The sequence below is a fragment of the Fodinicurvata fenggangensis DSM 21160 genome (assembly GCF_000686045.1).
In the GTDB taxonomy this organism is placed as follows: Bacteria; Pseudomonadota; Alphaproteobacteria; order Kiloniellales; family DSM-21159; genus Fodinicurvata; species Fodinicurvata fenggangensis.
Window position 1 is genome coordinate 1 of record NZ_JMLV01000017.1, and the last position, 24,875, is coordinate 24,875.

Genomic DNA, 24,875 nt, shown 5'->3' on the forward strand with positions numbered 1-24,875 from the left:
ACTCACTCGACGATGGAGGCGACGACGCCAGCGCCGACGGTCCGTCCACCTTCGCGGATGGCGAAGCGCAGGCCCTCGTCCATGGCAATCGGCGCAATCAACTCCACGTCCATCGAGACGTTGTCGCCCGGCATCACCATCTCCGTGCCCTCAGGAAGCGTGACAACACCCGTCACGTCCGTCGTACGGAAATAGAACTGCGGACGGTAGTTCGTGAAGAACGGCGTATGACGACCGCCCTCGTCCTTGTTCAGAATGTAGGCCTCGGCCTTGAACTTCGTGTGCGGCGTGATCGTCCCCGGCTTCGCCAGAACCTGGCCACGCTCAACGTCGTCACGGCCAACACCGCGCAGAAGCGCACCGATGTTGTCACCGGCCTCGCCCTGGTCCAGAAGCTTGCGGAACATCTCCACGCCGGTCACCGTCGTCTTCCGCGTGTCATGCAGGCCAACGATCTCGACTTCCTCGCCAACCTTCACCACACCGCGCTCAACACGCCCCGTCACAACAGTCCCGCGACCCGAAATCGAGAACACGTCCTCGATCGGCATCAGGAACGGCTGGTCCTTCGGACGCTCCGGCGTCGGAATGTAGTCGTCAATCGCCTGCATCAGCTCGATAATCGAATCATGGCCCAGCTTCTGGTCCGTGTCCTCGATCGCCGCCAGGGCAGACCCCTTGATGATCGGAATGTCGTCGCCCGGAAAGTCATAGCTCGACAGAAGCTCGCGCACCTCAAGCTCAACCAGCTCAAGAAGCTCCTCGTCGTCAACCTGATCACACTTGTTCAGGTAGACAACAAGCGCCGGAACGCCAACCTGGCGCGCCAGCAGAATGTGCTCGCGCGTCTGCGGCATCGGCCCGTCCGCTGCGGACACAACCAGAATGGCCCCGTCCATCTGCGCCGCACCCGTGATCATGTTCTTCACATAGTCCGCGTGTCCCGGGCAGTCCACGTGCGCATAGTGACGGTTCGCCGTCTCGTACTCAACGTGCGCCGTCGAAATCGTGATCCCGCGCGCCTTCTCCTCAGGCGCCTTGTCAATGGCGTCATACGCCATCACCTCGCCAGATCCAGACTCCGCCATCACCTTCGTGATCGCCGCCGTCAACGTCGTCTTACCATGGTCAACGTGACCAACCGTCCCAATGTTGCAGTGCGGCTTCGTCCGCTCGTATTTCGCCTTCGCCATCTTAATCCAGACTTTCTGCTATCCGACTTGCTTGCTTCCTGTACAGGCCGCAAAGGGCCCAACGACTGATTCGGCAGGCAGCGCCTGACCCGGGAACAACGCGGAACGAACTGGAGCGGGTGATGGGAATCGAACCCACACCACCAGCTTGGAAGGCTGGGGCTCTACCATTGAGCTACACCCGCACACTGAACGACCGCCACATTTTTCCTATTCGAGTGCTCCGGCCACGAAATGGTGGAGGAGGTTGGATTTGAACCAACGTAGGCAAAGCCAACGGATTTACAGTCCGTCCCCTTTAACCACTCGGGCACTCCTCCAAAGGATCGCCGGGCACACGATAGAGCCGTGATCTATGTTGTTTTATAGACCGCCTGTCAACCGTAAACATGACGAAAAATTCCTCCCCGCCCCGCCGAAAAGCAGGATGGATCAAGAACCTTGCGTCATGCCATATGTTGGTGCTGATAGTAAGCACCATGAGCCGCAAACGCAAGAAACTCTCGACGGGTCCGGCCGCTGACGGGAACAGGCGGAACGCCAACACCGCCCAATCGCCAGCGGCACGCGACACCCCCCCTCGCAACCAGCGCAAGCCAGCGCGGGAAAGCGGTCTGTGGCTGTACGGCTGGCACGCCTGCCTGGCCGCCTTGGGCAATCCGCAGAGGCGCTGCCGGCAATTGCTGCTGGCGGGCACGGCCGATGCGAATCATCAGGCCGCGCTCGACGCACTCTACAAGCGCCATGATCTGTCCCTGCCCGAGTCGCAGACCATCGACCGAGAGCAGATGAGTGAACGGCTGCCGCCGGGCGCCGTGCATCAGGGCATTGCCCTGCGTGCCGATCCATTGCCGCTACAGGATCTGGAGGACGTGCTGGAAGATCTGCCCACGGGCCGTCAGGTCATCGTCGCCCTGGACCAGGTCAGCGATCCGCACAATGTGGGGGCCATCCTGCGCTCGGCGGCCGTCTTCGGCGGAGCGGCGGTCCTGAACACGGAACGGCACGCCCCTGCCGAAACGGGCACGCTGGCGAAGTCGGCCAGCGGCGGGCTTGAAAGCGTGCCCTATATCCAGGTGATCAACTTGGCACGCAGCCTGGACCGCTTGAAAGAGGCAGGCTTCTGGGTGTTCGGCCTGGCCTCGGAAGCACCCGCCACACTGCCCGAGGTGGAGCTGCCGGAAAAACTGGTTCTCTGCCTTGGGGCAGAAGGGCCAGGCCTGCGCCGCCTGACGCGGGAACGCTGCGATTTGCTGGTTCGCCTGCCAGCCCCGGGCCCCCTGCAGGACCTGAACGTATCCAATGCCGCTGCAGTGGCGCTGTATGAACTGCTCGCACGCACCTAAGGCGACCAGGCACCGGGCGTGATCGCCGTCGTCAGAAGCTGGGCGGCGTGCAGGCCGTAATCACCTCACAGGTTTCATCAGCCAGGTTGCGGAAACGGTGCGGAACGCGGCTATCGAAATAGAAGGCCTCCCCCTCCTTCAACAGCTGTCTCTGGTCACCGACCGTCACCTCGAGCTCGCCGCGTATGATGACTCCCGCCTCCTCGGCATCGTGGCGCAACAGGGCCTCCCCGGTATCTGCCCCTGGCGCATAGCGTTCGTGAAGCACCTGCATGGCGCGGCCACGCAGGTCGCGCCCCACCTGGCGATAGCTTATGTCTCCCCCGGCAATCTCGAAGAGTTCCTCGGCCCTGTAGAAGATGCGGCTTCGCGGAGTCTGCTCCAGGCTGAAGAAATCAGCCAGGCTGATGGGAATGCCGGCCAGGACCTTCTTCAGCATACCGACCGAAGGGCTGCTCTTGTTCTGCTCGATCAGGGAGATGACCGCATTTGACACGCCGGCCCGCTTGGCCAGCTCGCGCTGCGAGAGATCGTGCATCTGCCTGAGATTCCTGAGGCGCTGCCCCACGCCGGGATCATTGTCTTCCAGGCCATCCATGGCGGTCCTCACTTTAATTATGTCAAATATATTTAACGTTTCCGCGATTATTAACGAGATAACGCAAACACCAAAGATATTTTGTCAATTTTCCTTATCATGCTATACGTTCCGGCAATTCAATTTTGCGAACATGGAGGATCGTCATGGACGGCACAGCCCTGAGCGTCAATGCGGACGCCACACCGAACAGCCTGGAATCCTACTGGATGCCGTTCACCTGGAACCGGCAGTTCAAGAAGGATCCCATGCTGGTGACCTCAGCCAAGGACATGCACTACACCAGCGTGGACGGCCGCCAGATCCTGGACGGCACGGCCGGCCTGTGGTGCTGCAACGCCGGGCATGGGCGCGAGAAGATTGTCGAGGCGGTGCAGCAGACCGTGGCACATCTGGACTATGCCCCCTCCTTCCAGGTCAGCCATCCACTGCCTTTCGAGCTGGCCTCGCGCATCCGCGCGATGCTTCCCGGTGACTACGAGCATGTCTTCTTCTGTAACTCCGGATCCGAAGCCGTGGACTCGGCCCTGAAGATCGCGCTGGCCTATCATCGTGTGCGCGGCGACGCGGCTCGTACCCGTCTGATCGGGCGCGAACGCGGCTATCACGGCACCGGGTTCGGCGGCATTTCCGTTGGCGGCATCGTGAAGAACCGCATGTTCTTCGGTCCGCTCATGAATGGCGTCGACCACCTGCCGCATACCCACAACCTGGAACACAACGCTTTCTCACGCGGCCAGCCGGCCTGGGGCGCACACCTGGCTGACGAACTGGAGCGCATGGTCCAACTGCATGATGCCAGCACGATTGCGGCCGTGATCGTCGAGCCGGTGGCCGGTTCGACCGGTGTCCTGATCCCGCCGCAGGACTATCTGAAGCGCCTGCGTGAAATTTGCGATCGTCACGGCATCCTGTTGATCTTCGACGAGGTGATTACCGGCTTCGGTCGCCTGGGCAAGCCGTTCGCCACGGAATACTTCGGCGTGCAACCCGACATCATCACCTGTGCCAAGGGCTTGACCAACGGCGTGATCCCCATGGGCGGCGTGATCTGCCGCAAGGGAATCTACGACGCCTTCATGGATTGGGCTGACGAAAGCGGCAACACCATCGAACTCTTCCATGGCTACACCTATTCGGGTCACCCTGTTGCCGCCGCGGCCGGTCTGGCCACGCTGGACGTCTACAACGAGGAAGGCCTGTTCGACCGTGCCGCCGATCTTGCGCCCTATTGGGAGGAGGCCGTCCACTCCCTGAAGGACACACGTCACGTTATCGACCTGCGCAACCTGGGCCTCATTGCCGGCATCGAGCTTGAAGCGCGCCCCGGCGCGCCAGGGGCCCGCGGCTACGAGGCCTTCAAGCGCTGCTTCGACAAGGGTCTGCTGATCCGTGTGACAGGTGACATCATCGCCCTGTCGCCGCCGCTGATCGTCGACAAGCCGCAGATCGACCAGATGTACACGATCCTGCACGAGGTCCTGGAAACCCTGGACTGAAGCAAATACTCATGTAGTTCTGTCCCGGCCTTTTGGCCGGGACATTCTTTTTCAAGCAACTGGACAGTCAAGAACAAGGGAGTAATGGCAATGCTGGTTGGTGTCCCCAAGGAGATCAAAACCAAGGAATTCCGCGTCGGTCTGACACCGACCTCTGTCCGCGAACTGGTTCACAACGGCCATCAGGTCCTGGTCGAGACAGGGGCCGGTGACGGCATCGGCTTTTCCGACACGGTCTACAGCGATGCCGGGGCCGGAATTGCCGGCACGGCGGCCGAAGTCTTCGAAAAATCCGAGATGATCGTGAAGGTGAAGGAGCCGCAGCCGCAGGAATGCAGGATGCTGCGCGAAGACCAGATCCTCTTCACCTTCCTGCACCTGGCCCCTGACCTGACCCAGACCCAGGGCCTGATCGATTCCGGCTGCATCGCCATCGCCTATGAAACCGTGACCGACCGCCATGGCCGCCTGCCCCTGCTGGCACCGATGAGCGAGGTGGCCGGGCGCATGTCCGTCCAGGTCGGCGCCCACTGCCTGGAAAAGGAACAGCAGGGCAAGGGCGTCCTGCTCGGTGGAGTCCCCGGCGTCAATCCGGCCAAGGTCGTGATCCTGGGAGGCGGTGTCTCCGGCATGAACGCGGCCCGCATGGCCATGGGCATGAGCGCCGATGTCACCGTGGTCGACAAATCCCTGGAGCGCCTCAACGAACTGGACACCATTTTCGATTCCAGGCTCAACACGGTCTATTCGACGGTCGATGCCATCGAGGCACACTGCCTGGACGCCGACTTGGTGATCGGCTGTGTGCTGATCCCCGGTGCGGCCGCGCCGAAACTGGTCACCCGCGACATGATCGCTGCGATGGAGGCCGGAACCGTCCTGGTCGATGTGGCCATTGACCAGGGGGGCTGCTTCGAGACATCAAGGGCCACCACCCACGACAACCCCACCTTCATGGTGGATGACGTGGTGCACTATTGCGTGGCCAACATGCCGGGGGCGGTGGCCCGCACCTCGACCCAGGCCCTGAACAACGCAACCCTGCCCTTCACGCTGGCTCTGGCCAACAAGGGCTGGAAACGCGCGCTGGCGGAAAACGAACACCTCATGGAAGGGCTGAACGTCGCCCACGGCAAGATCACCTATGCCGCTGTAGCCGATGCCCATGGCCTGGACTCCATCCGTCCCCAGGAAGCCATCGGCATCTGAATTGCTCTGCCCGCTGTAACGCAAGAGGGCCCGAGCTTCAGAAGCTTGGGCCCTTTTCAGTTCTGGCCGACTGCTTGTCTGAAGTTTCTAAGGCATCAGATCGCGCAGGCGATACCACAGCATGGCCAGGGCCAGAGCCGGTGTGCGCAGGTAGCTGCCACCTGGAAAGGTTTGGTGCGGCAAGCGCGCGAAAACGTCGAAACGGCCGGCCTGTCCGGCAATCGCCTCGGCCAGCACCCGTCCCGCAATGGCACTCAGGCTCACACCCTGTCCGGAATACCCTTGCGTGAAGTAGAGGTTTTCATCCAGGCGCCCAAGATGGGGGGCCCGGTCCATGGTGATCGCAACATAACCGCCCCAGACATATTCGAAGGAAACGTCTTCCAGTTGGGGGAAAACCTTCAGCATCGAGCGGCGCATCGAGCGGGAAAGATCGGGCGGCATCAGCGTGGAATAGCTGACCCGCCCTCCGAACAGCAGCCGGCGATCCGAGGACAGGCGGTAATAGTTGAGCACGAATTTCAGGTCGGCAATGGCTTCGTCCCGCGGGATCAGCGAGTCGCCACGTTTACCCAGCGGCGGGGTCGCAGCCATGTAGGTGCCGACCGGCATGATGGTCCGGGCCAATTCGGGAACCAATTGGCCAAGGTGCGCGTTACAGGCCACCACCAGGAAACGGGCCTGAACCTGTGGCCCGGCCTCGGTCTCGACGACTGGCCTGGAGCCACGCTGGATTGCACTGACCCGTGTCTGCTCGAAAATCCGCACGCCGGCCTGCTCGGCCGCCCGGGCCAGGCCCTGGCAATAGGCCAGGGGGTGCAGGTGTCCGGCGCCATCATCGCGCAGGCCGCCGATATAGCGCGGGCTGTCCACATGCTGGCGTGAGGCCTCGGCCCCACGCACCACATGAAGCTTGTCGTAGTCGTAATTCCGGGCCCAATCCTCCTGCCAGGCCTCGACCTCGCGCAGCTCACGCGGGCGTTCCGCCGCCAGATAGTAACCCCATTTCAGGTCGCAATCGATCTGGTGTGTCTCGACGCGGCTGCGAATGATCTCCTTGGATTCCTCCGCCATGTCGAACAGGCGCCGCGCATCCTCGCGCCCGAGCGAACGCTCGATTGGCCCGGTGCCCGAGGAAAAGCCGGAACAGACCTGTCCCCCGTTGCGCCCGCTGGCGCCCCAAGCGACCGTCTGTGCCTCCAGCACCACGACATCCAGGCCCCGCTCGGCCAGTTCAAGGGCCGTGCTGAGGCCGCTGTAGCCGGCCCCGACCACACAGACATCGGCTTGAAGCGACTCAGCCAGCGGAGGCCGGACAGGGCTGTCGGCTACGCTGGCGCGATAATAGGAATCGATGGCATCCTCGTGTTTCATAAGGTACTTTTTGAGCCCAAACGGACAAAAAGACAATCATGGCGATCCTTTCGAAACCTGCATCCAAAGCCGTGGGATCAGGTGCGCCTTCCTCACCCGAACCGACAGAGTTTCCATCATGTCCTTCATAGAAGACTTCCTGCAGGAACATAACATCGAGGAAGTCGAGTGCCTCGTGCCCGACATGGCCGGCATTGCGCGGGGCAAGATCCTGCCCGCCAGCAAGTTCATCAAGGGCATGCGCAGCAACGGGCTGCGCGTGCCGGAGTCGATCTTTGTCCAGACGGTCACCGGCAGCTACCCTAATAACGACGGGGTTACCAACCCCGCCACATCGGATGTCTACCTGGTGCCGGACGAGGAGACCATGCGTCTGGTCCCCTGGTACGAAGAGCCGACCGCCCAGATCATCTGCGATCCCTACTACTTCGACCACACGCCGGTCCCCTTTGCCGCCCGGCATGTCCTGAAACGTGTCCTGAAGCTGTTCGAGGCCAAGAACTACCTGCCGCAGGTGGCCGTGGAACTGGAATTCTACCTGGTCGATCGCAACGACGACCCCGACTATCCCCTGCAACCCCCGATCGGGCGTTCGGGCCGGCGTGAAACCTCGCGGCAGTCCTATGGCGTCGATGCCGTCAACGAGTTCGATCCCATGTTCGAGGAAGTCTATGACTTCTGCGATGCCCAGCGCATCGACATCGACACCCTGACCCACGAGGCCGGGGCGGCCCAGATGGAGATGAACTTCAATCACGGCGAGGCCCTGCTGCAGGCGGACCAGGCCTTCCTGTTCAAGCGCACGGTCCGCGAGGCCGGCCTGCGTCATAAGGTCTATGCCACCTTCATGTCCAAGCCGATGCAGGGCGAACCCGGCAGTTCGATGCATGTCCATCAAAGTCTGGTCAGCAAGAAGACCGGGCGCAACGCCTTCGCCAACCAGAACGGTCAGGACAGCCGCCTCTTCCAGCAGTACATCGCCGGGCTGCAGCGCTATCTTCCGGCCACGATGCCGATATTCGCGCCCTATGTGAACTCCTACCGCCGCCTGATGCCGGACACGGACGCGCCCATCAATACGCACTGGGGCTATGACAACCGCACGGTCGGCCTCCGCGTCCCCCACTCCGGCGTCCAGGACCGCCGCGTCGAGAACCGCGTTCCCGGTGCCGATGCCAACCCATACCTGGCGCTGGCCGGCTCTCTGGCCTGTGGCTACCTGGGCATGGACGAGAAGTTGCTGCCCCGCGCACCGATCGAGGGCAGCGCCTACCGCCTGGCACACACCCTGCCCCGCACCCTCTACGATGCGCTCAGTCGCTTTTCCTCCCACCGTGGGCTGAAGAATGTGTTGGGTGATCAGTTCGTGGCCGCCGTTTCAGCGGTCAAGGATGCCGAGCTGGATGCCTACCAGCAGGTGATCTCGTCCTGGGAACGCGAGCACCTGCTTCAGAACGTCTGAACGGCCACGGGCGCAGACGAGAGAACATCCGCGACCCGTGCCAGCGCCTGCTGCAGGTCGGCCCGCGTGGCTGGCGTCGTCAGGCTGAGCCGCAATCCCTGGGGCACGTCCCGACGGACGGCAAAGGTGCGCGAGGCCACCACCTCGACGCGCTGGCGGTGGCAGAGCTCTGCCACGGCTTCGGCATCTCCGCTCACCGGCAGCCAAAGGTGCGGTGCCGGCGGTGCGCTTGGCGGGATTGGCAGGATACGGCGCGCCAACTTCCAGCGGGCCAGCATTTCGCCCTTCTGCCAATCCAGGCGCCGATAGACGGTCCCGTCCTCGATCCACTGACAAGCCAGTTCCAGGGCCAGCGGAGAGAGCAGCCAGGTGGTCGCGTGTGTTTCTTCCCTGAGCGGGGCTATCAGGTCCGAGGATCCTGCAATCATGCCGAAGCGCACGCCCGGGACAGCCGCCTTGGACAGGCTGCTGACCAGCAGCGCCTGCTCCGGCAACTGGCAAGACAGCGGCGGCAGGTCCGTCAGGGCGCCATAGACATCGTCTTCCACCAGCGTCAGGCCCTGCTGTCGAATCACCCCGGCCAGCGCGCGGCAGCGTTCGGGACCGGCCAGAGCCCCGGTTGGATTCTGCAGCAGGGGCACCAGAACCACCACACGGGCATCACTAGTCTCTGCCGCACGCGCCAATGCCTCGGGCTGGCAGCCCTCCGCATCCATGGCCACCGGTACAAGCCGCAGGTGAAGCTGCTTGGCCACCGCTTTCATCCCGGGAAAGGTCAATTCCTCGACCAGAACGGAATCACCCGGCCTGCAGATGGACTGCAGGGCTGCTGCCAGCGCCTGCTGGGCGCCGGCACAGGGCACGATAGAGGCTGGCGAAACCTGAAACCCGCGCTGCGCAAGCCATTGCGAACCGGCCACACCCGCTCGATCCAGCAAGCGCGGCTCGTGATATCCTTGCGCGGCCCCCAGTTTGCCCTGGGCGATCAGGGCCTGAAGCGTATCCTCCAGGTCGCGATTTCCAGGTTCGCGAGCCGGGACATTGGTTGAAAGGTCCAGGCTGTCCTGGCTGTCCGGCTCCTTCAGGCTGAACAGCGTCGCCTCGCGGCTTTCCGGTAGGACATAGGTTCCGCGTCCCACCTCACCGCCAACTAGGTGCCGGCGCGCCGCCTCGCGATAGGCCTGGGTGACCGTGCTGAGATTGACGCCCAGTTTCCAGGCCAGGCCTCGCTGCGGCGGAAGGCGGTCACCGGGCCGCAGGTCGCCCTGGCTCACGGCATCCGCCAGGGCCTCGACGATGGCCAGGTACTTGACGCTGTTGCGTCCCTCAAGTGATGGCGTCCACATTGTAACCCATACAATATAAATGTTGACCCATACAATTAACCCTCGCACCCTGTCGGTCAAGATCAGCCAACAAATAAAGGAACCCCAGATGTTTTCCGCGGCCGACCTCGACAAAGCCCATGCAATCGTCCAGGACGCCATGCAGCCCACCCCGCAGATCACCTGGCCGCAGCTTTCCGCGCGCCTGGGCACGGAACTCTGGGTCAAGCACGAGAACCACACCCCCGTCGGAGCCTTCAAGATTCGAGGTGGCCTCGTCTACATGAAGAACCGCTGCGAGTCCGGCGAGCCACTGAAGGGCATCGTGAGCGCCACGCGCGGAAATCACGGCCAGAGCCTGGCCTTTGCAGGCAAGCAGCACGGCGTGCCCGTCACCATCGTGGTGCCGGAAGGCAATTGCCCGGAAAAGAATGCCGCCATGCGTGCCCTGGGCGCGCGGCTGGTGGAGGGCGGCAAGGACTTCGATGAAGCGCGCGCCGCCGCTGCCGAGCTGTCCCAGAAGGAAGGCCTGGAAAGCGTGCCGGCCTTCCATCCGGATCTGGTTGCGGGTGTTGCCAGCTATGCAAAGGAATTCTTCACGGCCCACCCGGACCTGGACGTCGTCTATGCCCCCATCGGCATGGGTTCCGGGCTTTGCGGCATGATCCGCACACGCGACCTGCTGGGCCTGTCGACAAAGGTTGTCGGCGTCGTCACCAAGGGGGCACCGGCCTATGCCCTGTCCTATGAGGCCGGAAAGATCATCTCCACGGACAAGGCCGAAACCATTGCCGATGGCATGGCCTGTCGCCAGCCGATGCAGGAGGCGCTGGATATCGTCCGCGCCGGGGCGGATCACATGGTCAGCCTTGAGGAAGACGAGATCGCCGATGCCATCCGCGCCTACTACACCGACACGCACAACCTGGCGGAAGGTGCCGGCGCAGCCGCGTTGGCAGCCGCCCTGCAGGAACGCGACCAGCTTGCGGGCAAAAAAGTCGGGGTCGTGCTCTCGGGCGGCAACATCTCGCGGGACCTGATGCTGCGCCTGCTGTCCGAAGAACCCCAGGCCCGCGCAGCGTAAGGACCTTGGCCCGCGCAGCGTAATGCCGGGACCGGGATCCTTTGCGTCCCACCCCTGACAGAGGCATACTCTCCGGGTCTTTCTTGTCAGGATGATCCGGATGATTGCCTGCAACAGCCCGCGCACACGCCTTTCGGAACTGCTGATTCTCTGCGCTCGGATCGATTACAACCCTTGAGTCCCCGTGTTCCTTCCCTGCCCATTTACCGAAGGACCGGACTCATGAACGAAAATCTCAATCGCAACTCGACCGCTCGCTGGCGTGACCTGGACGTCCGGCACCACCTGAATCCCTTTTCCGACTACAAGACACTGAAGGCCCGCGACGGGGGCAGCCGCATCATCGTGCGCGGTGAAGGTGTCTACCTGTACGATTCCGACGGGCAGCAGATCCTGGACGGGATGGCCGGACTCTGGTGCGTGAATGTCGGCTACGGCCGCGAGGAACTGGCGCGCAGTGCCTATGAGCAGATGCTGGAACTGCCCTACTACAACAGCTTCTTCAAGACGACGACGCCGCCCACGGTGGAACTGGCCGAAAAGCTGGCCGAGCTGGCGCCCGGCGATCTCAATTACGTCTTCTATGGCTCCTCTGGCTCGGAATCCAACGACACGGTGGTGCGCATGACGCGTTTCTACTGGCACAAGGCCGGCAAGCCGGAGAAACGCAACTTCATCAGCCGCACCCATGCCTATCACGGCAGCACCATGGCCTCGGCCTCGCTGGGCGGCATGAAACCCATGCAGGAAGTCTATGGCCTGCCGCTTGAAGGCTTCCACCATGTCATGCCCCCCTACTGGTACGACTTCGGGGGTGATCTGTCCCCTGAGGAGTTCGGACTGCAGGCTGCCCGCGCCATTGAGGAGAAGATACTGGAACTGGGCCCCGAAACCGTGGGTGCCTTCATCGGCGAGCCGATCATGGGGGCCGGCGGCGTCCTCATCCCGCCCAAAAGCTATTGGCCGGAAGTCCAGCGCATCTGCCGCAAGTATGACGTCCTGCTGGTTGCCGACGAGGTGATCTGCGGCTTCGGGCGGACAGGCGAAATGTTCGGCAGCCAGCTCTACGGCATAGAACCCGACATGATTACATTGGCCAAGGGCATAACCTCGGGTTACCTGCCGCTGTCAGCCGTGATGGTCAACGAACGCATTGCCGCAAAGCTGAGAGAGGAGGGTGGAGAGTTCACCCACGGTTACACCTACTCCGGCCATCCGGTCCCCTGTGCCGTCGCCCTGGCCAACATTGCCCTGCTTGAAGACGAGGACCTGGTCCGTCGCACCCGTGAGGTGACCGGACCGCACCTCAGGGCGCGCCTGAACGAGCTTGTGGATCATCCGCTGGTCGGCGAAGTGCGCAGCGAAGGCTTGATAGCGGCGGTGGAACTTGTTCGAGACAAGCAGGCGCGAAGCCGCTGGGACGACAAGTTTACGGCTGGCCAGACCTGCCGCGACCATTGCATTGCCAACAACATTGTCCTCAGGGCCGTACGCGATTCCATGGTCCTAAGCCCGCCCCTGACCATCGAGACGGCCCAGATCGACACACTGGTGGACGGCTTGCGCGTCAGCCTGGATCGCACCGCAGAGGACATGGCCCGCGGATAGATAGAAGCCGGTTTGTGAACTCCGGCTACTGCAGGGTGGGTTCCTCTTCGGAGTGCGACTCCTGAAGATCCTCCGGGGGATTCTGGCAGGGACTGGCCTGGTGCTGGACAATCTTCCAGCCCTCGTCTTCCTCGGCAAAGATATTGGCTGCCACCAGCACCATGTTCTCGATGACCTCGTAACAGGTCACGACAGCCAGGTTTCCGTAGAACTGGACATCCGCCTTGCAGCAGGTCACATCCGGCGACTTTCCGCCTTCCAGGATCGCCTCCCAACTGGCCAGAACATCGTGACGTCCCCGCAGCTGGTCCCATCCAGGGTGTATGCAGGTCACCGGATTTTGACTGGACCAGAGATCCGCCATCGCCATCAGGTCGCGATTGTTGAAGGCCAGGTAGAAGGCCTCGTTGGCAAAAAGCACGGCTTCACGACGATGCGGCATCAGGCAGTACATCCCTTCTCCTGAGAAAGTCCTGCACTATCACGCAAGTAGGCGCGACACTCAACCGGGAAGCCCTGCGCGCCTGGCTGTGTTGTTGCAGGCCGTGCCAGCGGCTGCTAGAGGAAGTGTACTGCGCGACCTCCTTCTCATATCCGGAAACCTGCCTTGAAGCCGCTACGACAGCTTTACGACTGGACCTTGCGCCTATCCGCGCGTCGGGACGCAATGGTCGTGCTGTTCCTTGTGGCCTTCGTCGAGGCTTCGGTCTTTCCCATTCCCCCCGATGTCCTGATCCTGCCCATGATCCTGGCCTGCCGCAGTCGCGCCTGGGCTGTGGCAGCCGTGGCGACCATTGGCTCGGTCCTGGGCGGGATTGCAGGCTATGCAATAGGCGCTCTGCTGTTCGAAAGTCTGGGCGAACCGATTCTGGCCTTCTATGGCTATCTGGAAGACTTCGGGGATTTTGCTGCCGCCTACAACGAATGGGGCGCCTGGATCGTCGCCGGCGCCGGCTTCACGCCCTTTCCCTACAAGGTCATCACCATAGCCAGCGGCGTTACCGGTCTCGATCCCGCAGTCTTCATGACGGCCTCCACAGTTTCGCGCGGCGCACGCTTCTTCCTGCTGGCCGCCCTGCTCTGGTACTTTGGTGCGCCGATCCGCACCTTCGTGGAAAAATACCTGCCCCAGTTAGCGGCTCTCTTCTTCATACTGTTGTTCGGCGGTTTCGTGGCTGTACGCTACCTCTTCTGAATTTTCATCGAGGACCCGTCTCTGTCCCATGTCCAGTTCTCCGCTCCTTAGCAACGCACGCCTGCCGGCCCTGATCGTGGCGCTGGGCAGCGCTCTTGCCCTGGCCGCCGCCCTGACGTTCCAGTACGGCTTCGGTTACCTGCCCTGTTCACTCTGCCACGACCAGCGCTATGCCCACCTGGCCGCTCTTGTCCTGGCCGTGACAGCATTGGCCGTGCCAAAGCGGGTCGGGCGGCCCATGCTGTTCCTGTCCGGCCTCGCCCTGTTGGCGGGGGCGGGCCTGGCCGGCTATCATGTGGGTATCGAGCAGGACTGGTGGCAGGGCCCCAGCGGTTGCACGACGGCGGCCCTGGATTCGGCCAGGAGCACCGAGGAGATCCGGGACGCCCTGCTGGCCACGCCGGTCGTGCGCTGTGACGAAGTGGCCTGGTCCCTGTTCGGTCTCTCGATGGCGGGATATAATTTCCTGCTGTCGCTGGGACTGGCGGCTGTTGCCCTGATCGGGCCGCGCCTTGCGAAGAGGAACGCGTAAATGAGCGAAGCCGAATCCAAACCACGCCGACGCGCCCCCCTGCCAGGCGATCCGACCCGTCGGCAACGGCTGGAAAGCATGCTGCGCGTCAATCACGCCGGAGAATACGGCGCACGGCGCATTTACGAGGGCCAACTGGCCGTGCTTTCGAAGTCGTCCAGTGCGCCGGTGATCCGCCACATGTGGGAGCAGGAGGCCGAGCACCTGCAGACCTTCGAACAGATGCTTCCGGAGCGCCGCGTGCGTCCCACCCTGCTGCAACCGGTCTGGCACATGGCCGGCTACGCCCTGGGGGCCGCAACCGCCATGATGGGCGAGAAGGCCGCAATGGCCTGCACCGTGGCTGTCGAAGAGGTCATCGACCAGCACTACGCCGAGCAATCCGAGGATCTGGCCGATGAACCGCAGGAAAAGGATCTGCGCAAGACCATAGAGAAGTTCCGCGCCGAGGAACTGGAGCACCGGGACATCGGGCTGGAACACGAGGCCGAGCAAGCGACGGGCTATGAGGCCCTGAGCGCTGCGATCAAGACAGGCTCGCGCCTGGCGATCTGGCTCAGCAAGCGGTTCTGATCGAACCGGACTTCAGGCTTCCAGTTCGCTGTCCCAGTAAAGGAAGTCGTTCCAGCTTTCGTGCAAAAAGTTCGGCGGGAAGGCGCGGCCATGCTGCTGCAGGGTACGTGTGGTCGGCGGCTCGGGCTCGTTGAGCGGCAGCATACCGCAATCCCGCGGCATGCGATTGCCCTTGATCAGGTTACAGCTCTGGCACGCCGTCACCACGTTGTGCCAAGTCGTACGGCCGCCGCGCGAGCGCGGGGTGACGTGATCGAAGGTCAGGTCCTCGGCCGGCAATCGATCGCCACAATACTGGCATTCGAATCGATCGCGCAGGAACACGTTGAAGCGCGTGAAGGCCGGCCGCCGGTCCAGGTGCACATATTCCTTCAGTGCAATGACACTGGGCAGGCGCATGCTGCAGGACGGCGAGGAAACCTGATGCTCATACTCGGAGAGGACATTCACGCGATCAAGGAAAACCGCCTTGATGCTGTCCTGCCAGGACCAGATGGACAGCGGAAAGTAACTCAGCGGACGGAAGTCCGCGTTCAAAACCAACGATGGGTAACCTTGGGCCGAAGCCACGCTCCCACTCCCGCCTGTTCAGACACAGTCAATCGGGACCTTGTCCCGAATGTCATGTTCCTACATAGCGGGATTTGAGAAAAGCCACAAGATATTGTGGCTTTTCTCATGCAAAACTTCATCGATCTGTCACATCTAGAATACGGCCCTGTGATAGGGTCGTTTCAGCCCTCCTCAGGATCCCCGGCTATATCCTCAGGATTCTTGTCATAGACGACCTGAAGGAAGCCGGCCGCCATGACCAGGCCGTCCTGGTCGATGCCATGCTCCAGCTCGGGACGCGCATGGGTCTGCACCGGCACACCACAGGCACTCAGGGTCTTTTCCGCGGCGGCCATGCACTCGAAGGGCACCACGGGATCCTCCTCGCCGTGAATCAGCATCACGGGTGGATGGCTCTTGATCTCTTCCTCCATGCGCCCATTGTCGATCAGCAGGCCCGAGAAACCTATGATCCCGGCACAGGCATTGGGACGGCGCAGGCAGGTATAGAGCGCCATCATCGTCCCCTGGCTGAAACCGACCACCACCAGGTCCTTCTCTTCCAGGCCGTGGCGTTCCAGTTCCTGGTCGATGAAGGCATCGAGCGAAGCGCGTGCAGCCTCCGCACCCTGATGCAGGGACTGGGGTTCGCGTTCCTGCAGGCTGAACCACTGATACCCGTTCGGGGCCATGTCACAGGCCTCGGATGCATTCGGCGCCACGAAGGCCGCCTCAGGCAGGATCTGGCCGAACAGGGGGGCCAGCGCGATCAGGTCGTTTCCATCGGCCCCCAGCCCGTGCAGCAGGATAACGAGTTTTTCGGCCGCGCCGCCATTGGCGGGTTCGCTGCGCGGACCATCAAGGGGGGTAACTGAAGACATCGGGAATACTCCGGGGTTTGTGTAAGCTGTCGCGGCAGCTGTGCTGCCACACGGGCCCATCAGGGCAGGCCGTCCGAACGGCCCGCTGCCTGGCCGTCAAACTGACGGTAATGCCAGAGCAGCCGAGCCCCTGCGGCACGATAGGGACGCCAGTCCTCGGCCAGCGCCCGCATCTGCCGCACCGTCGGTCTTTCAGGCAGCTGTTTCAAGCGTTCCATTCCGATCATCAGGCCTACATCATCGGCGGGCCAGACGTCAGGCCGCCCATGGGAAAACAACAGGTAGACCTCGGCCGACCAGCGCCCAAGCCCCTTGACCCGGGTTATGTGCGCCACCGCCGCCTCGTCCTCAAGCGCCTCGAGAGCGGGCAGGTCAAGTTCCCCCTGGTCCATCAACCGGGCGAGGGAACGGGCATAGTCCTGTTTCTGGCGGGACAATCCGGCGGTGCGCAAGTCGTCGTCGCTGAGCGCCAGCAGCCGTTCAGGCTCAAGCGGCTGGCAGGTTGCTTCCAGGCGCCCCCAAATCGATGCAGCCGCGGCCAGGGAAACCTGCTGAGCCACGATGATGCGCAACAGGGTCGCAAACCCGGGCGGGCGATAACGCAGGGGCGGCAAGCCGGCCTGTTCCAGCCCACGGGCCACGTCCGTATCCGTCTCGGCCAGGCGCTGCAGGGCCAGAGCCAGCGAGGATTCGTCCTCGATCTTCATCTCCGTCATGCGGCTGGACTCTATACCCCTGCGGAGGCTATGTCCGCCCTCATGTCGGAAGTCACACGTTTCGCTCCCTCTCCCACCGGCCGCTTGCATCTGGGTCACGCCTATGCGGCCCTCTTTGCCGCCGAACAGGCCGGCCCCGAAGGCCGCTTCCTGATCCGCATGGAGGATATAGACCGCAGCCGCTGCCGACCGGAGTATGAAACGGCGATATTCGAAGACCTGGCCTGGCTCGGCTTGACCTGGAGCGAGCCCGTGGATCGGCAAAGCGCACAGCTTGACGCTTACCGCCAGGCTCTGGACCGCCTGAATGAAGCAGGCCTGCTCTATCCCTGTTTCTGCACACGGCGGGATATCACCGACGAGATAGCGCGCAGCGAACGCGCGCCGCACGGACCGGAAGGGCCCCTGTACCCCGGAACCTGTCGCCAGCTCACTGTCCAGGAACGACAGGCGCGCATGAAGGACGGTGCCACCTATGCCTGGCGCCTGGACATGGCCGAAGCACTGAAGCGCACGCCCGATCTGTCCTGGACGGACCGCCAGGCCGGACGACAGGACGCACGCCCCGAACTGCTGGGCGACGTTGTGCTGGCGCGCAAGGACATCTCCACCAGCTATCATCTCTCCGTGGTGGTGGATGATGCGCGCCAGGGAATCACTCTGGTTACCCGAGGCGAAGACCTCTTCATGGCAAGCCACCTGCACAGATTGCTGCAGGCCCTGCTTGATCTGCCCGTGCCGGAATGGCTGCACCACAGGCTCGTGACCGATTCCCAGGGCCAGCGCCTGGCCAAACGACACGACAGCCTTTCCCTGGACAGCCTGCGTCAGGCTGGCGAAAGCCCGCAGGAAATACGTCACCGCCTGGGCTTCGGAGCCTCATAAGCCCCTGAAAGATCGGGGCTCCGACATGCACCTCTCTACGGAGTTTCTTGCATATGACGTAACAAGAAAGTGTCATAGCTAACTGATATAATTAAATACTGGATATCCTCGATAGGGTATATTAGTATTTATCTCGCATTTGAGTTTTCAGGGGGCGATCAAATGACACTGATGTGGCCTTTCCGGAACCTCCACTGGCACGTCGCCAGGAGCCGGGCTATCTGCTACGGCGCCATTACGGGGGAGACCGGAGACACACTTTCCAAAGACAAGAGCAGTGGCTTCCGGGCCCATCTGCCCCATCCGCATTTCACCCAATTGCTGGATTACTGGTGTGGCAAGCGTGGGGAGTCCATTCCACGCAAGGCGGAGATCGATCCGCTGGATATTCCGGCCCTGTTGCCCTTCATCCAGATTCATGCACGCCAGGCGGACGGGCGCTATCTCTGTCGCCTGTCTGGCACGGCCATTGTCGAGGCCCTGGCCATGGAAACGACGGGACAGCACCTGGACGAAGTGCTGCCCCCGCAGCACCTGAAAAGCAGGACAGCCATCCTGGATCGCTGCCTCAAGCGTGGGCTTCCCAGTTTCTATTCCGGACGCCTGGCCATGCCCGGCCGCGAGTTCCTGCCGTTCCACCGGCTTGTGCTGCCACTCAGAAACAGCGGCGCGAAAGCGGATTGTGCGCTGACTTTCTCGATGGTGGACCTGCTTACCAATGATGGCATGGACGCAACGCCACCAGCTGGTATTGCATATCGGATCGATGCAAATGCGCAAGATCTGGTTGCTCGAAAGGAAACGCCCGTACTGTCCTGAACCGCCGAGCGGAAAGAATCAGATGTTCTTTTCCGAAGTCAGGACCGTACGCACCCCAGGTACCTGACGCAGGCATCGCGCGATATAGTCGGCCAGATGCGGCGTCAGCCCCCCCACCTGGAAATCCATCGCAAGTTCGGTCTGGTCCGATCCGATCCTGTCGCTGTGCCAACGCAAGGGGACAAGGCTGCGTTTGGCAAAAAGCTCAAGCACACGCGGCATAAGTCCAGGATCGGCTTCGGCCAGCACGGAAAAACAGAATACGGGCTGCGCCTCTGAATGAGCCTCATGGCCTTCAGGGGCAGTAGCTTCCATACCACGGGAAGCGGCAACGGCGGATGTCATTGGAGGATACTCCGGTCTACAGAAATTTCAGCGATAAGAGTATGTCCCGGCTACCGTATCGGCGCCGGGCGAATAATTCGCTGAATCCCTGTGAAAACCGTATGAGTCATACAGGGGATCATAAGCGGAGCCGATGCAAACGGTCAAGCTCGAAGCTTCCTTGCTTTTCCGGAGCAGCCGCCAGGCAAGCGTACCATTCAAGTGATACGGCCCTGGATGACGCCCTGCTTCATTCGGTAGGGCGCATCAAAATCTGTTGGCACAGTTGCCCAGGCCCTTCCCTGAAAATGGCCCTTTCCTGTAGGGGCCGGTCATCGCAGATTCCCTGCATCACACGCAGCAGCAGGAAGACAGATGAACGATCAAGGCGATGCCACAAGATACAATGAGTTTGGCCAGCCCGTGGGCGCGCCGCTGGACAACTGGACCACACGTCCGCGCCCGCCCCTCAGCGCGATGGAAGGCCGCTTCAGCCGTGTGGAGCCGCTTGATGCCACCCGACACGGCGACGACCTCTTCACGGCTTTTGCGGACGACGACGACGGACGCATCTGGACCTACATGGCTTCGGGGCCCTTTGCCGACCGGCAGGCGTTCGACCGCTGGCTGTCGATCTGCCAAGACTCCGAGGATCCATTCTTCCATGCCATTGTCGACCTGAAATCCGGCCATGCATCGGGCGTTGCCAGTTTCATGCGCATGGCGCCCGAAATGGGCGTCATCGAGGTGGGCAATATCAGCCTTGCCCCACGGCTCCAGAAAACGGCCGCGGCCACAGAGGCGATGTATCTCATGATGCGCCGTGTTTTCGATGAACTGGGCTATCGCCGCTATGAATGGAAGTGCGACAGCCTGAATGCCCCTTCGCGCAAGGCCGCCGAGCGCCTGGGTTTCACTTTCGAGGGGATCTTCCGCCAGGCGGTGGTCTACAAGGGCCGCAACCGGGATACAGCCTGGTACGCCATCACCGACCGGGAGTGGCCCGCCATACGGCAGGCCCTGGTAAGCTGGCTGGACGCAGGCAATTTCGATGGCGAAGGGGGCCAGAAGCAGCCGCTTTCCGCTTTCATGCCCAAGCGTTCCTGAACAACTTGAGCGGCCGGCAAAAACGGCTTTTTTGCCATAGCCTGCCTGGGTTAATCTCCAGGCACTTTTCCGCAAGGAGAAGGGCCAATATCAAGAGGCTGCACGGCTTTCACAGTGCAGCCACACTGCAAAGAGAACAAGGAAACGATTCCAATGAGACTTTCCGCGCTCAAGACCACGGCCTTTGCCTTGGCACTCGGGGCTTCCGTCGGCCTTACTTCCGCCAGTGCAGAAGCCCAGACACGATTGACCCTGAAATCGGCATCTTCGACCTCGTCCTATTACGTGATGATGGTGCAGCTGGCCGAGATGCTCGAGGATGCCACGGACGGCCAGATCCAGCCGACCGTCGAGGAAAGCCAGGGCTCCGTACAGAACGTCAAGGAAGCCGCCCGGCGGCCCGGCGCCTTCCTCTTCACCACTCCGCCCAGCCTGCTGGACAAGGCCCGCGCCGGAGAAGGCGACTTCGAGGGCGAGGAAGGCTATGACCGTATCCGCACGCTCTTCGCCGTGCCCTTCATCACGATTCACTTCGTGGTCAGCGACGACAGCGGCATCGAGAATGTCGAGGATCTTGCCGGCAAGAACTTCATTCCCGGCGGCACCGGCACCTTCTGCGAAGGCCGGACCAAGGCCGTGCTCGGACTGCTGGGCCTGGGCGAGGACGTCGAGTATTCCAACGTCGAGCTTAACAATGCGCCGGACGCCCTGCGCAACGGCCGTGTCGACGGCTATGCCACCTGTTCCTCGCATCCCGTACCGGGCCTGGTGGAGCTGGCCACGACAACCGACGTGAATATCCTCAGCTTCACCGACGAACAGCGTGAACAGATCTTTGCCGAGGACCCGCTGTCCGGGCCGATCACCATTGCCGCCGGCACCTATGACGGCCAGGACGAGGCGGTGAATACCGTTGCCGTGCCCGTGGGCGCCTTCGGCACCACCGACATGGACGATGACACCGCTTATCAGGTGGTGAAGTCCTTCTGGGAACAGCGGGACGCGCTGGTCGACGAAAATCCCTGGTGGGACGGCGTGACGCCTGACCTGGTGGCCCAGATGGGCACACCCATCCATCCGGGGGCCCTGCGCTATTACGAAGAGGCCGGGATCGACATTCCCGAGTCCATGCGCTAAGCCACTTTCGGACCTGTTGAACCGCCCGGCCCTGCAGCGTTCTCCACGCTGCGGGGCCGGGTTGCGTTCGGCGCACCGTCGTTCCAATTTTCCCGTCCCTTTTCTCCCTTCAGCAGAGATTTGCCCGTGCCGGATCAAGAGTCACACGCAGAGGAATCTTCAGCTGGCCAAGTTGCCAGTGGCAAATGGCGCTGGACCCTTTTGGGCTTTGCCTTCCTGACCGTTGGATTTCATCTCTACATCGCCTTTTCCGGGCTGGTCCCCAACCTGATTTCGCGCCCCCTGCACATGGCTCTTGCGGCAACCTGGATCTTTTTCCTCGGTGCCGGCGTTGCCAAAACCCCCTTCGCCCGCTGGAGCGGGTTTGCCATCGGTGCAATCGGCCTGGGCGCCTGCATCTGGATCATGCTGGACCGCGAAACACTTGTGCGGCAGTACGGCGCTCTGGAAGGCGCTTGGCAGATGGCCCTGGCCCTGGCCCTGCTGATCACGGTACTGGAAATGGCGCGCCGCGCCATCAAGGCGGTCCTGCCGGCCGTGGCCACGATTGTCCTGCTCTACGGCTATTTCGGCGAATACATCCCCGGCAAGTTCGGCCACGCCGGCATGCCGCCCGACTACTTCCTCGGCACGCTCACCATTACGGAAGGCGGACTCTGGGGCTCCCTGACCGGGATCTCGGTAACCACCATCTCCCTGTTCATCATCGTCGGTGCCTTCATCTCGGCCGGCCAGGCCGGCGTCGGCTTCATGGCCTTCTCGACCCAGGTTGCCGGGCGATTGCGCGCCGGCGCCGCCAAGGTGGCGGTCGTCTCCTCCGCGCTCTACGGCACGATCTCCGGCGTCGCCGCCGCCAACACCGCCTCCACCGGCATGGTCACGATCCCCGCCATGAAGAAGCGCGGCTATCCGCCCCCGCTGGCCGGCGCCGTCGAGGCCGTGGCCTCCACCGGCGGCCAGATCATGCCGCCGGTAATGGGAGCGGGTATCTTCGTGATGGCCGAACTGCTGCGCATGCCCTACACCGACATCATGGTGGCCGCCACCCTGCCGGCCTTCCTCTTCTTCGTCGCGGCCTGGGCCGGCGTCCATGTCTTCGCCCTGCGCTATGACCTGCAGGCCTTGCCCCGCGAAATGATGCCGGGCTGGCTGCGCGTGGCCCAGACCGTGCCCTTCTTCCTGGTGCCTTTCGGCATTCTGATCGGGGCGCTGGCCTTCACCGACTACACCATCTCGTTCGCAGCCGTCTTCGCCGCCTGTGCCGCCTGGTTGCTGCTGTTCTTCAACGAGGACGGCAGCCTGTCCATCACGGGCTGGCTGAAGCGCACGGAAATCGCGCTGGTCAATGCAGCCAAGCAGATCGCCGTCATCGCCGCCATCATCATCTGTGCCGGCATCATTGTCGGCGTCTTCAACATGACCGGCTTGGGCGTCAAGCTGACCTCGATGATCCTGTCCGTCTCGGACGGCAAGCTCTGGGCGGTCCTGCTGCTGACAGCACTGGCCAGCCTGATCCTGGGCATGGAACTGCCGACCACGGCGGCCTACATCATCTGTGTGGCGGTGGCCGGTCCAGCCCTGGTCGAGGCGGGCGTGCCGGAGCTCTATGCCCACCTCTTCGTCTTCTGGTACGCCCTACTCTGCACCATCACGCCTCCGGTCTGCGGCAATGTCTTCATTGCCGCCGGCATCGCCGAAACACCCTGGCTGCCTGTTGCCGGCAAGGCCATGCTGCTGGGCCTCGGACTCTTCCTCGTGCCGCTCGGCTTCATCTTCAATCCCGGCCTGCTGGAGTTGGGAACCGACCCGCTGACGGCTTTCGCTGCAACGCTGAAGGTGGGCGTCGCGCTGGTCTTCTGCAGCTACGGGGCCATCGGCCAACCCGGCCGGTTGTGGCTGCGTCCCTTTGCACTGGCAATCGGGGTGGGCCTGCTGTTCCTCTGGGGAATCTAGGGGGCAGATTCCGCACCTCGGCGCTTACGGAAGGCCAAGTAGAACGACAAGCAAAGCATGATCGCCGTGATGGCATAGAGTGTCAGGGCGATGGGACTCTGGAAGAGGATGGCGAAATTGCCGTCGGAAATGGAGAGCGAACGTCTCAGGTTGTTCTCCATGTCCGCACCCAGAAGCAAGCCCAGAATGATCGGCACCAGCGAAACCCCGATCTTGCGCAGGATATAGCCGAGCACGCCGAAGCCCACCATGACCAGCAGGTCGAAGGTCGAATGGCTGATGGAATAGATGCCCATGAAGGAAACCATCACCACGAAGGGCATCAGGATCCACTGCGGCATGCTCAGCATGCGCGTGAAGAGACTGATCAGCGGGATGTTCAGCAGCAACAGCACGACATTGGCAATGTAGAGTGCGGCAATCAGGCCCCAGACGATATCCGGCTGGCGCTCGAACAGCAGCGGCCCCGGCTGGATATTGAGCGAGATCAGCAGCGCCAGCATGACCGCCGTCGTTCCGCTGCCAGGCACACCCAGGGTCAGCATGGGAATAAGGGCCCCGCCGGAGGCTGAGTTGTTCCCAGCCTCGGGAGCGGCCACGCCCTTGGGATTGCCCTTGCCGAACGAGCCGTCCTTGTCGCTCCAGCGCTGCTCGCCGATATAGGACAGGAAGGCGCCCAGCGAAGCCCCTGCCCCCGGCAGGACTCCCGAGACGAAGCCGATCACCGAGCCGCGCATATACGCCCAGCCGCCGGAAAGGATGTCCTTCATTTTCGGAATGGCACGGCCCAACGGCACCATCTTGTCCGGCAACTGGTCCATCTTCTCCAGGTACATAAGGACTTCGCTGATGGCGAACAGGCCGACGATGGCCACGATGGGATCGAAGCCGTCATAGAGGTGGAAGGAATCAAAGGTGAAGCGCGCCACACCTGTGCCGGGGTCCAGGCCCACCGAAGCGATCATCAGGCCCAGGAAGGCAGCAATCAAGGTCTTGAAGGGATTGGCGCCGGTAATTCCGCCAATGGTGGCGAAGGCCATGACATAGAGCGCAAAATAGTCGCTGGGGCCGAAATGGATGGCCACACTGGCCAGCATGGGCGCAAAAAGCGTCAGGCCGATGGTCGCGAAGGTGGCTCCGATAAAGGAGGCGACGGCCGATATCGCCAGGGCTTCCGATGCCTTTCCCGCTTTAGCCATGGGATAGCCGTCCAGCGTGGTCATGATGGCCGGCTCGTCCCCGGGGATGTTCAGCAGGATACTGGAAATGCGCCCGCCATACATGCAGCCGTAGTAGATGCAGGACAGCAGGATCAGGGCCGAGGTGGGATCGAGCTCCAGGGAAAAGGCAACCGGGATCAGGATGGCCACGCCATTGACCGGTCCCAAACCCGGAAGAGAGCCAATCAGGGTGCCGAGAAAACAGCCGAGCAGCGCCAGCATCAGATTGGTGGGCGTCAACGCCACGGCAAAGCCGTCGGCAAGCAGGTTCAGGGTTTCCATG

24 protein-coding genes and 2 tRNA genes are annotated in these 24,875 nt (G+C 62.4%); 14 read left to right on the forward strand and 12 right to left on the reverse strand.

Annotated features, from left to right (window positions below; translation table 11 throughout):
* Positions 1-2 precede the first annotated feature (2 nt).
* The 3 genes from tuf to BP38_RS0116805 form a co-directional block, all read right to left on the reverse strand.
* A complete protein-coding gene (gene tuf / locus BP38_RS0116795; protein WP_026988103.1) occupies positions 3-1,193 on the reverse strand; it encodes an elongation factor Tu in 1,191 nt (396 codons plus the stop codon).
* A 111-nt stretch (positions 1,194-1,304) separates the two neighbouring features.
* Positions 1,305-1,378 (reverse strand) — tRNA-Gly (locus BP38_RS0116800).
* A gap of 50 nt (positions 1,379-1,428) precedes the next feature.
* Positions 1,429-1,513 (reverse strand) — tRNA-Tyr (locus BP38_RS0116805).
* 159 nt (positions 1,514-1,672) lie between these two features.
* Here BP38_RS0116805 and BP38_RS0116810 point away from each other — a divergent pair.
* Positions 1,673-2,539 carry a TrmH family RNA methyltransferase gene (locus tag BP38_RS0116810; protein ID WP_026988679.1) on the forward strand — a complete coding sequence of 289 codons (867 nt, stop codon included), beginning with the start codon at positions 1,673-1,675 and terminating at the stop codon, positions 2,537-2,539.
* 31 nt (positions 2,540-2,570) lie between these two features.
* Here the strand turns inward: BP38_RS0116810 and BP38_RS0116815 are convergent, their stop codons facing one another.
* On the reverse strand, positions 2,571-3,137 hold the full coding sequence (locus tag BP38_RS0116815) for a cupin domain-containing protein (RefSeq protein WP_026988680.1): 567 nt from the start codon (positions 3,135-3,137) through the stop codon (positions 2,571-2,573).
* 146 nt (positions 3,138-3,283) lie between these two features.
* Here BP38_RS0116815 and aptA point away from each other — a divergent pair, with 146 nt between their 5' ends.
* Together aptA and ald are read left to right on the forward strand one after the other, a co-directional pair.
* Positions 3,284-4,636 carry an omega-aminotransferase AptA gene (gene aptA, locus BP38_RS0116820; protein WP_051609489.1) on the forward strand — a complete coding sequence of 451 codons (1,353 nt, stop codon included), beginning with the start codon at positions 3,284-3,286 and terminating at the stop codon, positions 4,634-4,636.
* A gap of 90 nt (positions 4,637-4,726) precedes the next feature.
* The gene (ald, locus tag BP38_RS0116825) at positions 4,727-5,845 is read left to right on the forward strand and encodes an alanine dehydrogenase (RefSeq protein ID WP_026988682.1); all 1,119 of its coding nucleotides are present in this window, start codon (positions 4,727-4,729) and stop codon (positions 5,843-5,845) included.
* Between the two features lie 87 nt (positions 5,846-5,932).
* On the opposite strand, the gene BP38_RS0116830 is transcribed toward ald, so the two are convergent.
* A complete protein-coding gene (locus tag BP38_RS0116830) occupies positions 5,933-7,219 on the reverse strand; it encodes an NAD(P)/FAD-dependent oxidoreductase (protein WP_026988683.1) in 1,287 nt (428 codons plus the stop codon).
* Positions 7,220-7,337: 118 nt separating this feature from the next.
* Here BP38_RS0116830 and BP38_RS0116835 point away from each other — a divergent pair, with 118 nt between their 5' ends.
* A complete protein-coding gene (locus BP38_RS0116835) occupies positions 7,338-8,681 on the forward strand; it encodes a glutamine synthetase family protein (protein WP_026988684.1) in 1,344 nt (447 codons plus the stop codon).
* On the opposite strand, the gene BP38_RS0116840 is transcribed toward BP38_RS0116835, so the two are convergent.
* Positions 8,669-10,027: an aminotransferase-like domain-containing protein gene (locus tag BP38_RS0116840; RefSeq protein ID WP_026988685.1), complete on the reverse strand. Its 1,359-nt coding sequence runs from the start codon at positions 10,025-10,027 to the stop codon at positions 8,669-8,671. The two genes, BP38_RS0116835 and BP38_RS0116840, sit on opposite strands and share 13 nt — an antisense overlap.
* 88 nt (positions 10,028-10,115) lie before the next feature.
* Here BP38_RS0116840 and BP38_RS0116845 point away from each other — a divergent pair, with 88 nt between their 5' ends.
* Positions 10,116-11,090 carry a threonine dehydratase gene (locus tag BP38_RS0116845; protein WP_026988686.1) on the forward strand — a complete coding sequence of 325 codons (975 nt, stop codon included), beginning with the start codon at positions 10,116-10,118 and terminating at the stop codon, positions 11,088-11,090.
* A 222-nt stretch (positions 11,091-11,312) separates the two neighbouring features.
* Positions 11,313-12,698: an aspartate aminotransferase family protein gene (locus BP38_RS0116850; protein ID WP_026988687.1), complete on the forward strand. Its 1,386-nt coding sequence runs from the start codon at positions 11,313-11,315 to the stop codon at positions 12,696-12,698.
* Between the two features lie 25 nt (positions 12,699-12,723).
* Here BP38_RS0116850 and BP38_RS0116855 read toward each other — a convergent pair whose 3' ends face one another.
* A complete protein-coding gene (locus BP38_RS0116855; protein ID WP_211250378.1) occupies positions 12,724-13,152 on the reverse strand; it encodes a nuclear transport factor 2 family protein in 429 nt (142 codons plus the stop codon).
* Positions 13,153-13,305: 153 nt separating this feature from the next.
* Between BP38_RS0116855 and BP38_RS0116860 the strand changes: the two genes are divergently transcribed.
* From BP38_RS0116860 to BP38_RS0116870, 3 genes are read left to right on the forward strand one after another with little or no spacing between them, the layout of a single operon-like run.
* Complete coding sequence (locus BP38_RS0116860) at positions 13,306-13,893, forward strand: YqaA family protein (RefSeq protein WP_035725723.1); 588 nt, start codon at positions 13,306-13,308, stop codon at positions 13,891-13,893.
* A 28-nt stretch (positions 13,894-13,921) separates the two neighbouring features.
* Entirely contained in the window at positions 13,922-14,425 is a 504-nt protein-coding gene (locus BP38_RS0116865; protein WP_026988690.1) for a disulfide bond formation protein B, read from the forward strand.
* The gene (locus tag BP38_RS0116870) at positions 14,426-14,998 is read left to right on the forward strand and encodes a demethoxyubiquinone hydroxylase family protein (protein WP_026988691.1); all 573 of its coding nucleotides are present in this window, start codon (positions 14,426-14,428) and stop codon (positions 14,996-14,998) included. It begins immediately after the preceding gene.
* A gap of 12 nt (positions 14,999-15,010) precedes the next feature.
* On the opposite strand, the gene BP38_RS0116875 is transcribed toward BP38_RS0116870, so the two are convergent.
* The 3 genes from BP38_RS0116875 to BP38_RS0116885 all read right to left on the reverse strand — a co-directional run bounded on the left by BP38_RS0116875 (position 15,011) and on the right by BP38_RS0116885 (position 17,147).
* Positions 15,011-15,568 carry an HNH endonuclease gene (locus tag BP38_RS0116875; protein ID WP_026988692.1) on the reverse strand — a complete coding sequence of 186 codons (558 nt, stop codon included), beginning with the start codon at positions 15,566-15,568 and terminating at the stop codon, positions 15,011-15,013.
* A 164-nt stretch (positions 15,569-15,732) separates the two neighbouring features.
* Positions 15,733-16,431, reverse strand: coding sequence for an alpha/beta hydrolase (locus BP38_RS21255; protein ID WP_051609491.1), 699 nt, complete (start codon positions 16,429-16,431; stop codon positions 15,733-15,735).
* A 59-nt stretch (positions 16,432-16,490) separates the two neighbouring features.
* On the reverse strand, positions 16,491-17,147 hold the full coding sequence (locus BP38_RS0116885; RefSeq protein ID WP_211250380.1) for a DNA-3-methyladenine glycosylase family protein: 657 nt from the start codon (positions 17,145-17,147) through the stop codon (positions 16,491-16,493).
* Positions 17,148-17,189: 42 nt separating this feature from the next.
* Here BP38_RS0116885 and gluQRS point away from each other — a divergent pair, with 42 nt between their 5' ends.
* Complete coding sequence (gluQRS, locus tag BP38_RS0116890) at positions 17,190-18,032, forward strand: tRNA glutamyl-Q(34) synthetase GluQRS (protein WP_026988694.1); 843 nt, start codon at positions 17,190-17,192, stop codon at positions 18,030-18,032.
* Positions 18,033-18,194: 162 nt separating this feature from the next.
* A complete protein-coding gene (locus tag BP38_RS0116895; RefSeq protein ID WP_026988695.1) occupies positions 18,195-18,851 on the forward strand; it encodes a PAS domain-containing protein in 657 nt (218 codons plus the stop codon).
* Positions 18,852-18,869: 18 nt separating this feature from the next.
* On the opposite strand, the gene BP38_RS21260 is transcribed toward BP38_RS0116895, so the two are convergent.
* Positions 18,870-19,196 carry an ACT-like domain-containing protein gene (locus BP38_RS21260; RefSeq protein WP_035725726.1) on the reverse strand — a complete coding sequence of 109 codons (327 nt, stop codon included), beginning with the start codon at positions 19,194-19,196 and terminating at the stop codon, positions 18,870-18,872.
* 354 nt (positions 19,197-19,550) lie between these two features.
* On the opposite strand from BP38_RS21260, the gene BP38_RS0116905 reads away from it, so the two are divergent.
* The 3 genes from BP38_RS0116905 to BP38_RS0116915 all read left to right on the forward strand — a co-directional run bounded on the left by BP38_RS0116905 (position 19,551) and on the right by BP38_RS0116915 (position 23,372).
* Complete coding sequence (locus BP38_RS0116905) at positions 19,551-20,282, forward strand: GNAT family N-acetyltransferase (RefSeq protein ID WP_026988696.1); 732 nt, start codon at positions 19,551-19,553, stop codon at positions 20,280-20,282.
* Between the two features lie 153 nt (positions 20,283-20,435).
* The gene (locus tag BP38_RS0116910) at positions 20,436-21,419 is read left to right on the forward strand and encodes a TAXI family TRAP transporter solute-binding subunit (RefSeq protein WP_026988697.1); all 984 of its coding nucleotides are present in this window, start codon (positions 20,436-20,438) and stop codon (positions 21,417-21,419) included.
* Positions 21,420-21,545: 126 nt separating this feature from the next.
* Positions 21,546-23,372, forward strand: a complete 1,827-nt coding sequence (locus BP38_RS0116915; protein ID WP_081816754.1) for a TRAP transporter permease — start codon at positions 21,546-21,548, stop codon at positions 23,370-23,372.
* Here the strand turns inward: BP38_RS0116915 and BP38_RS0116920 are convergent.
* Positions 23,369-24,874: a tripartite tricarboxylate transporter permease gene (locus tag BP38_RS0116920; RefSeq protein WP_026988699.1), complete on the reverse strand. Its 1,506-nt coding sequence runs from the start codon at positions 24,872-24,874 to the stop codon at positions 23,369-23,371. The two genes, BP38_RS0116915 and BP38_RS0116920, sit on opposite strands and share 4 nt — an antisense overlap.
* Position 24,875 lies beyond the last annotated feature (1 nt).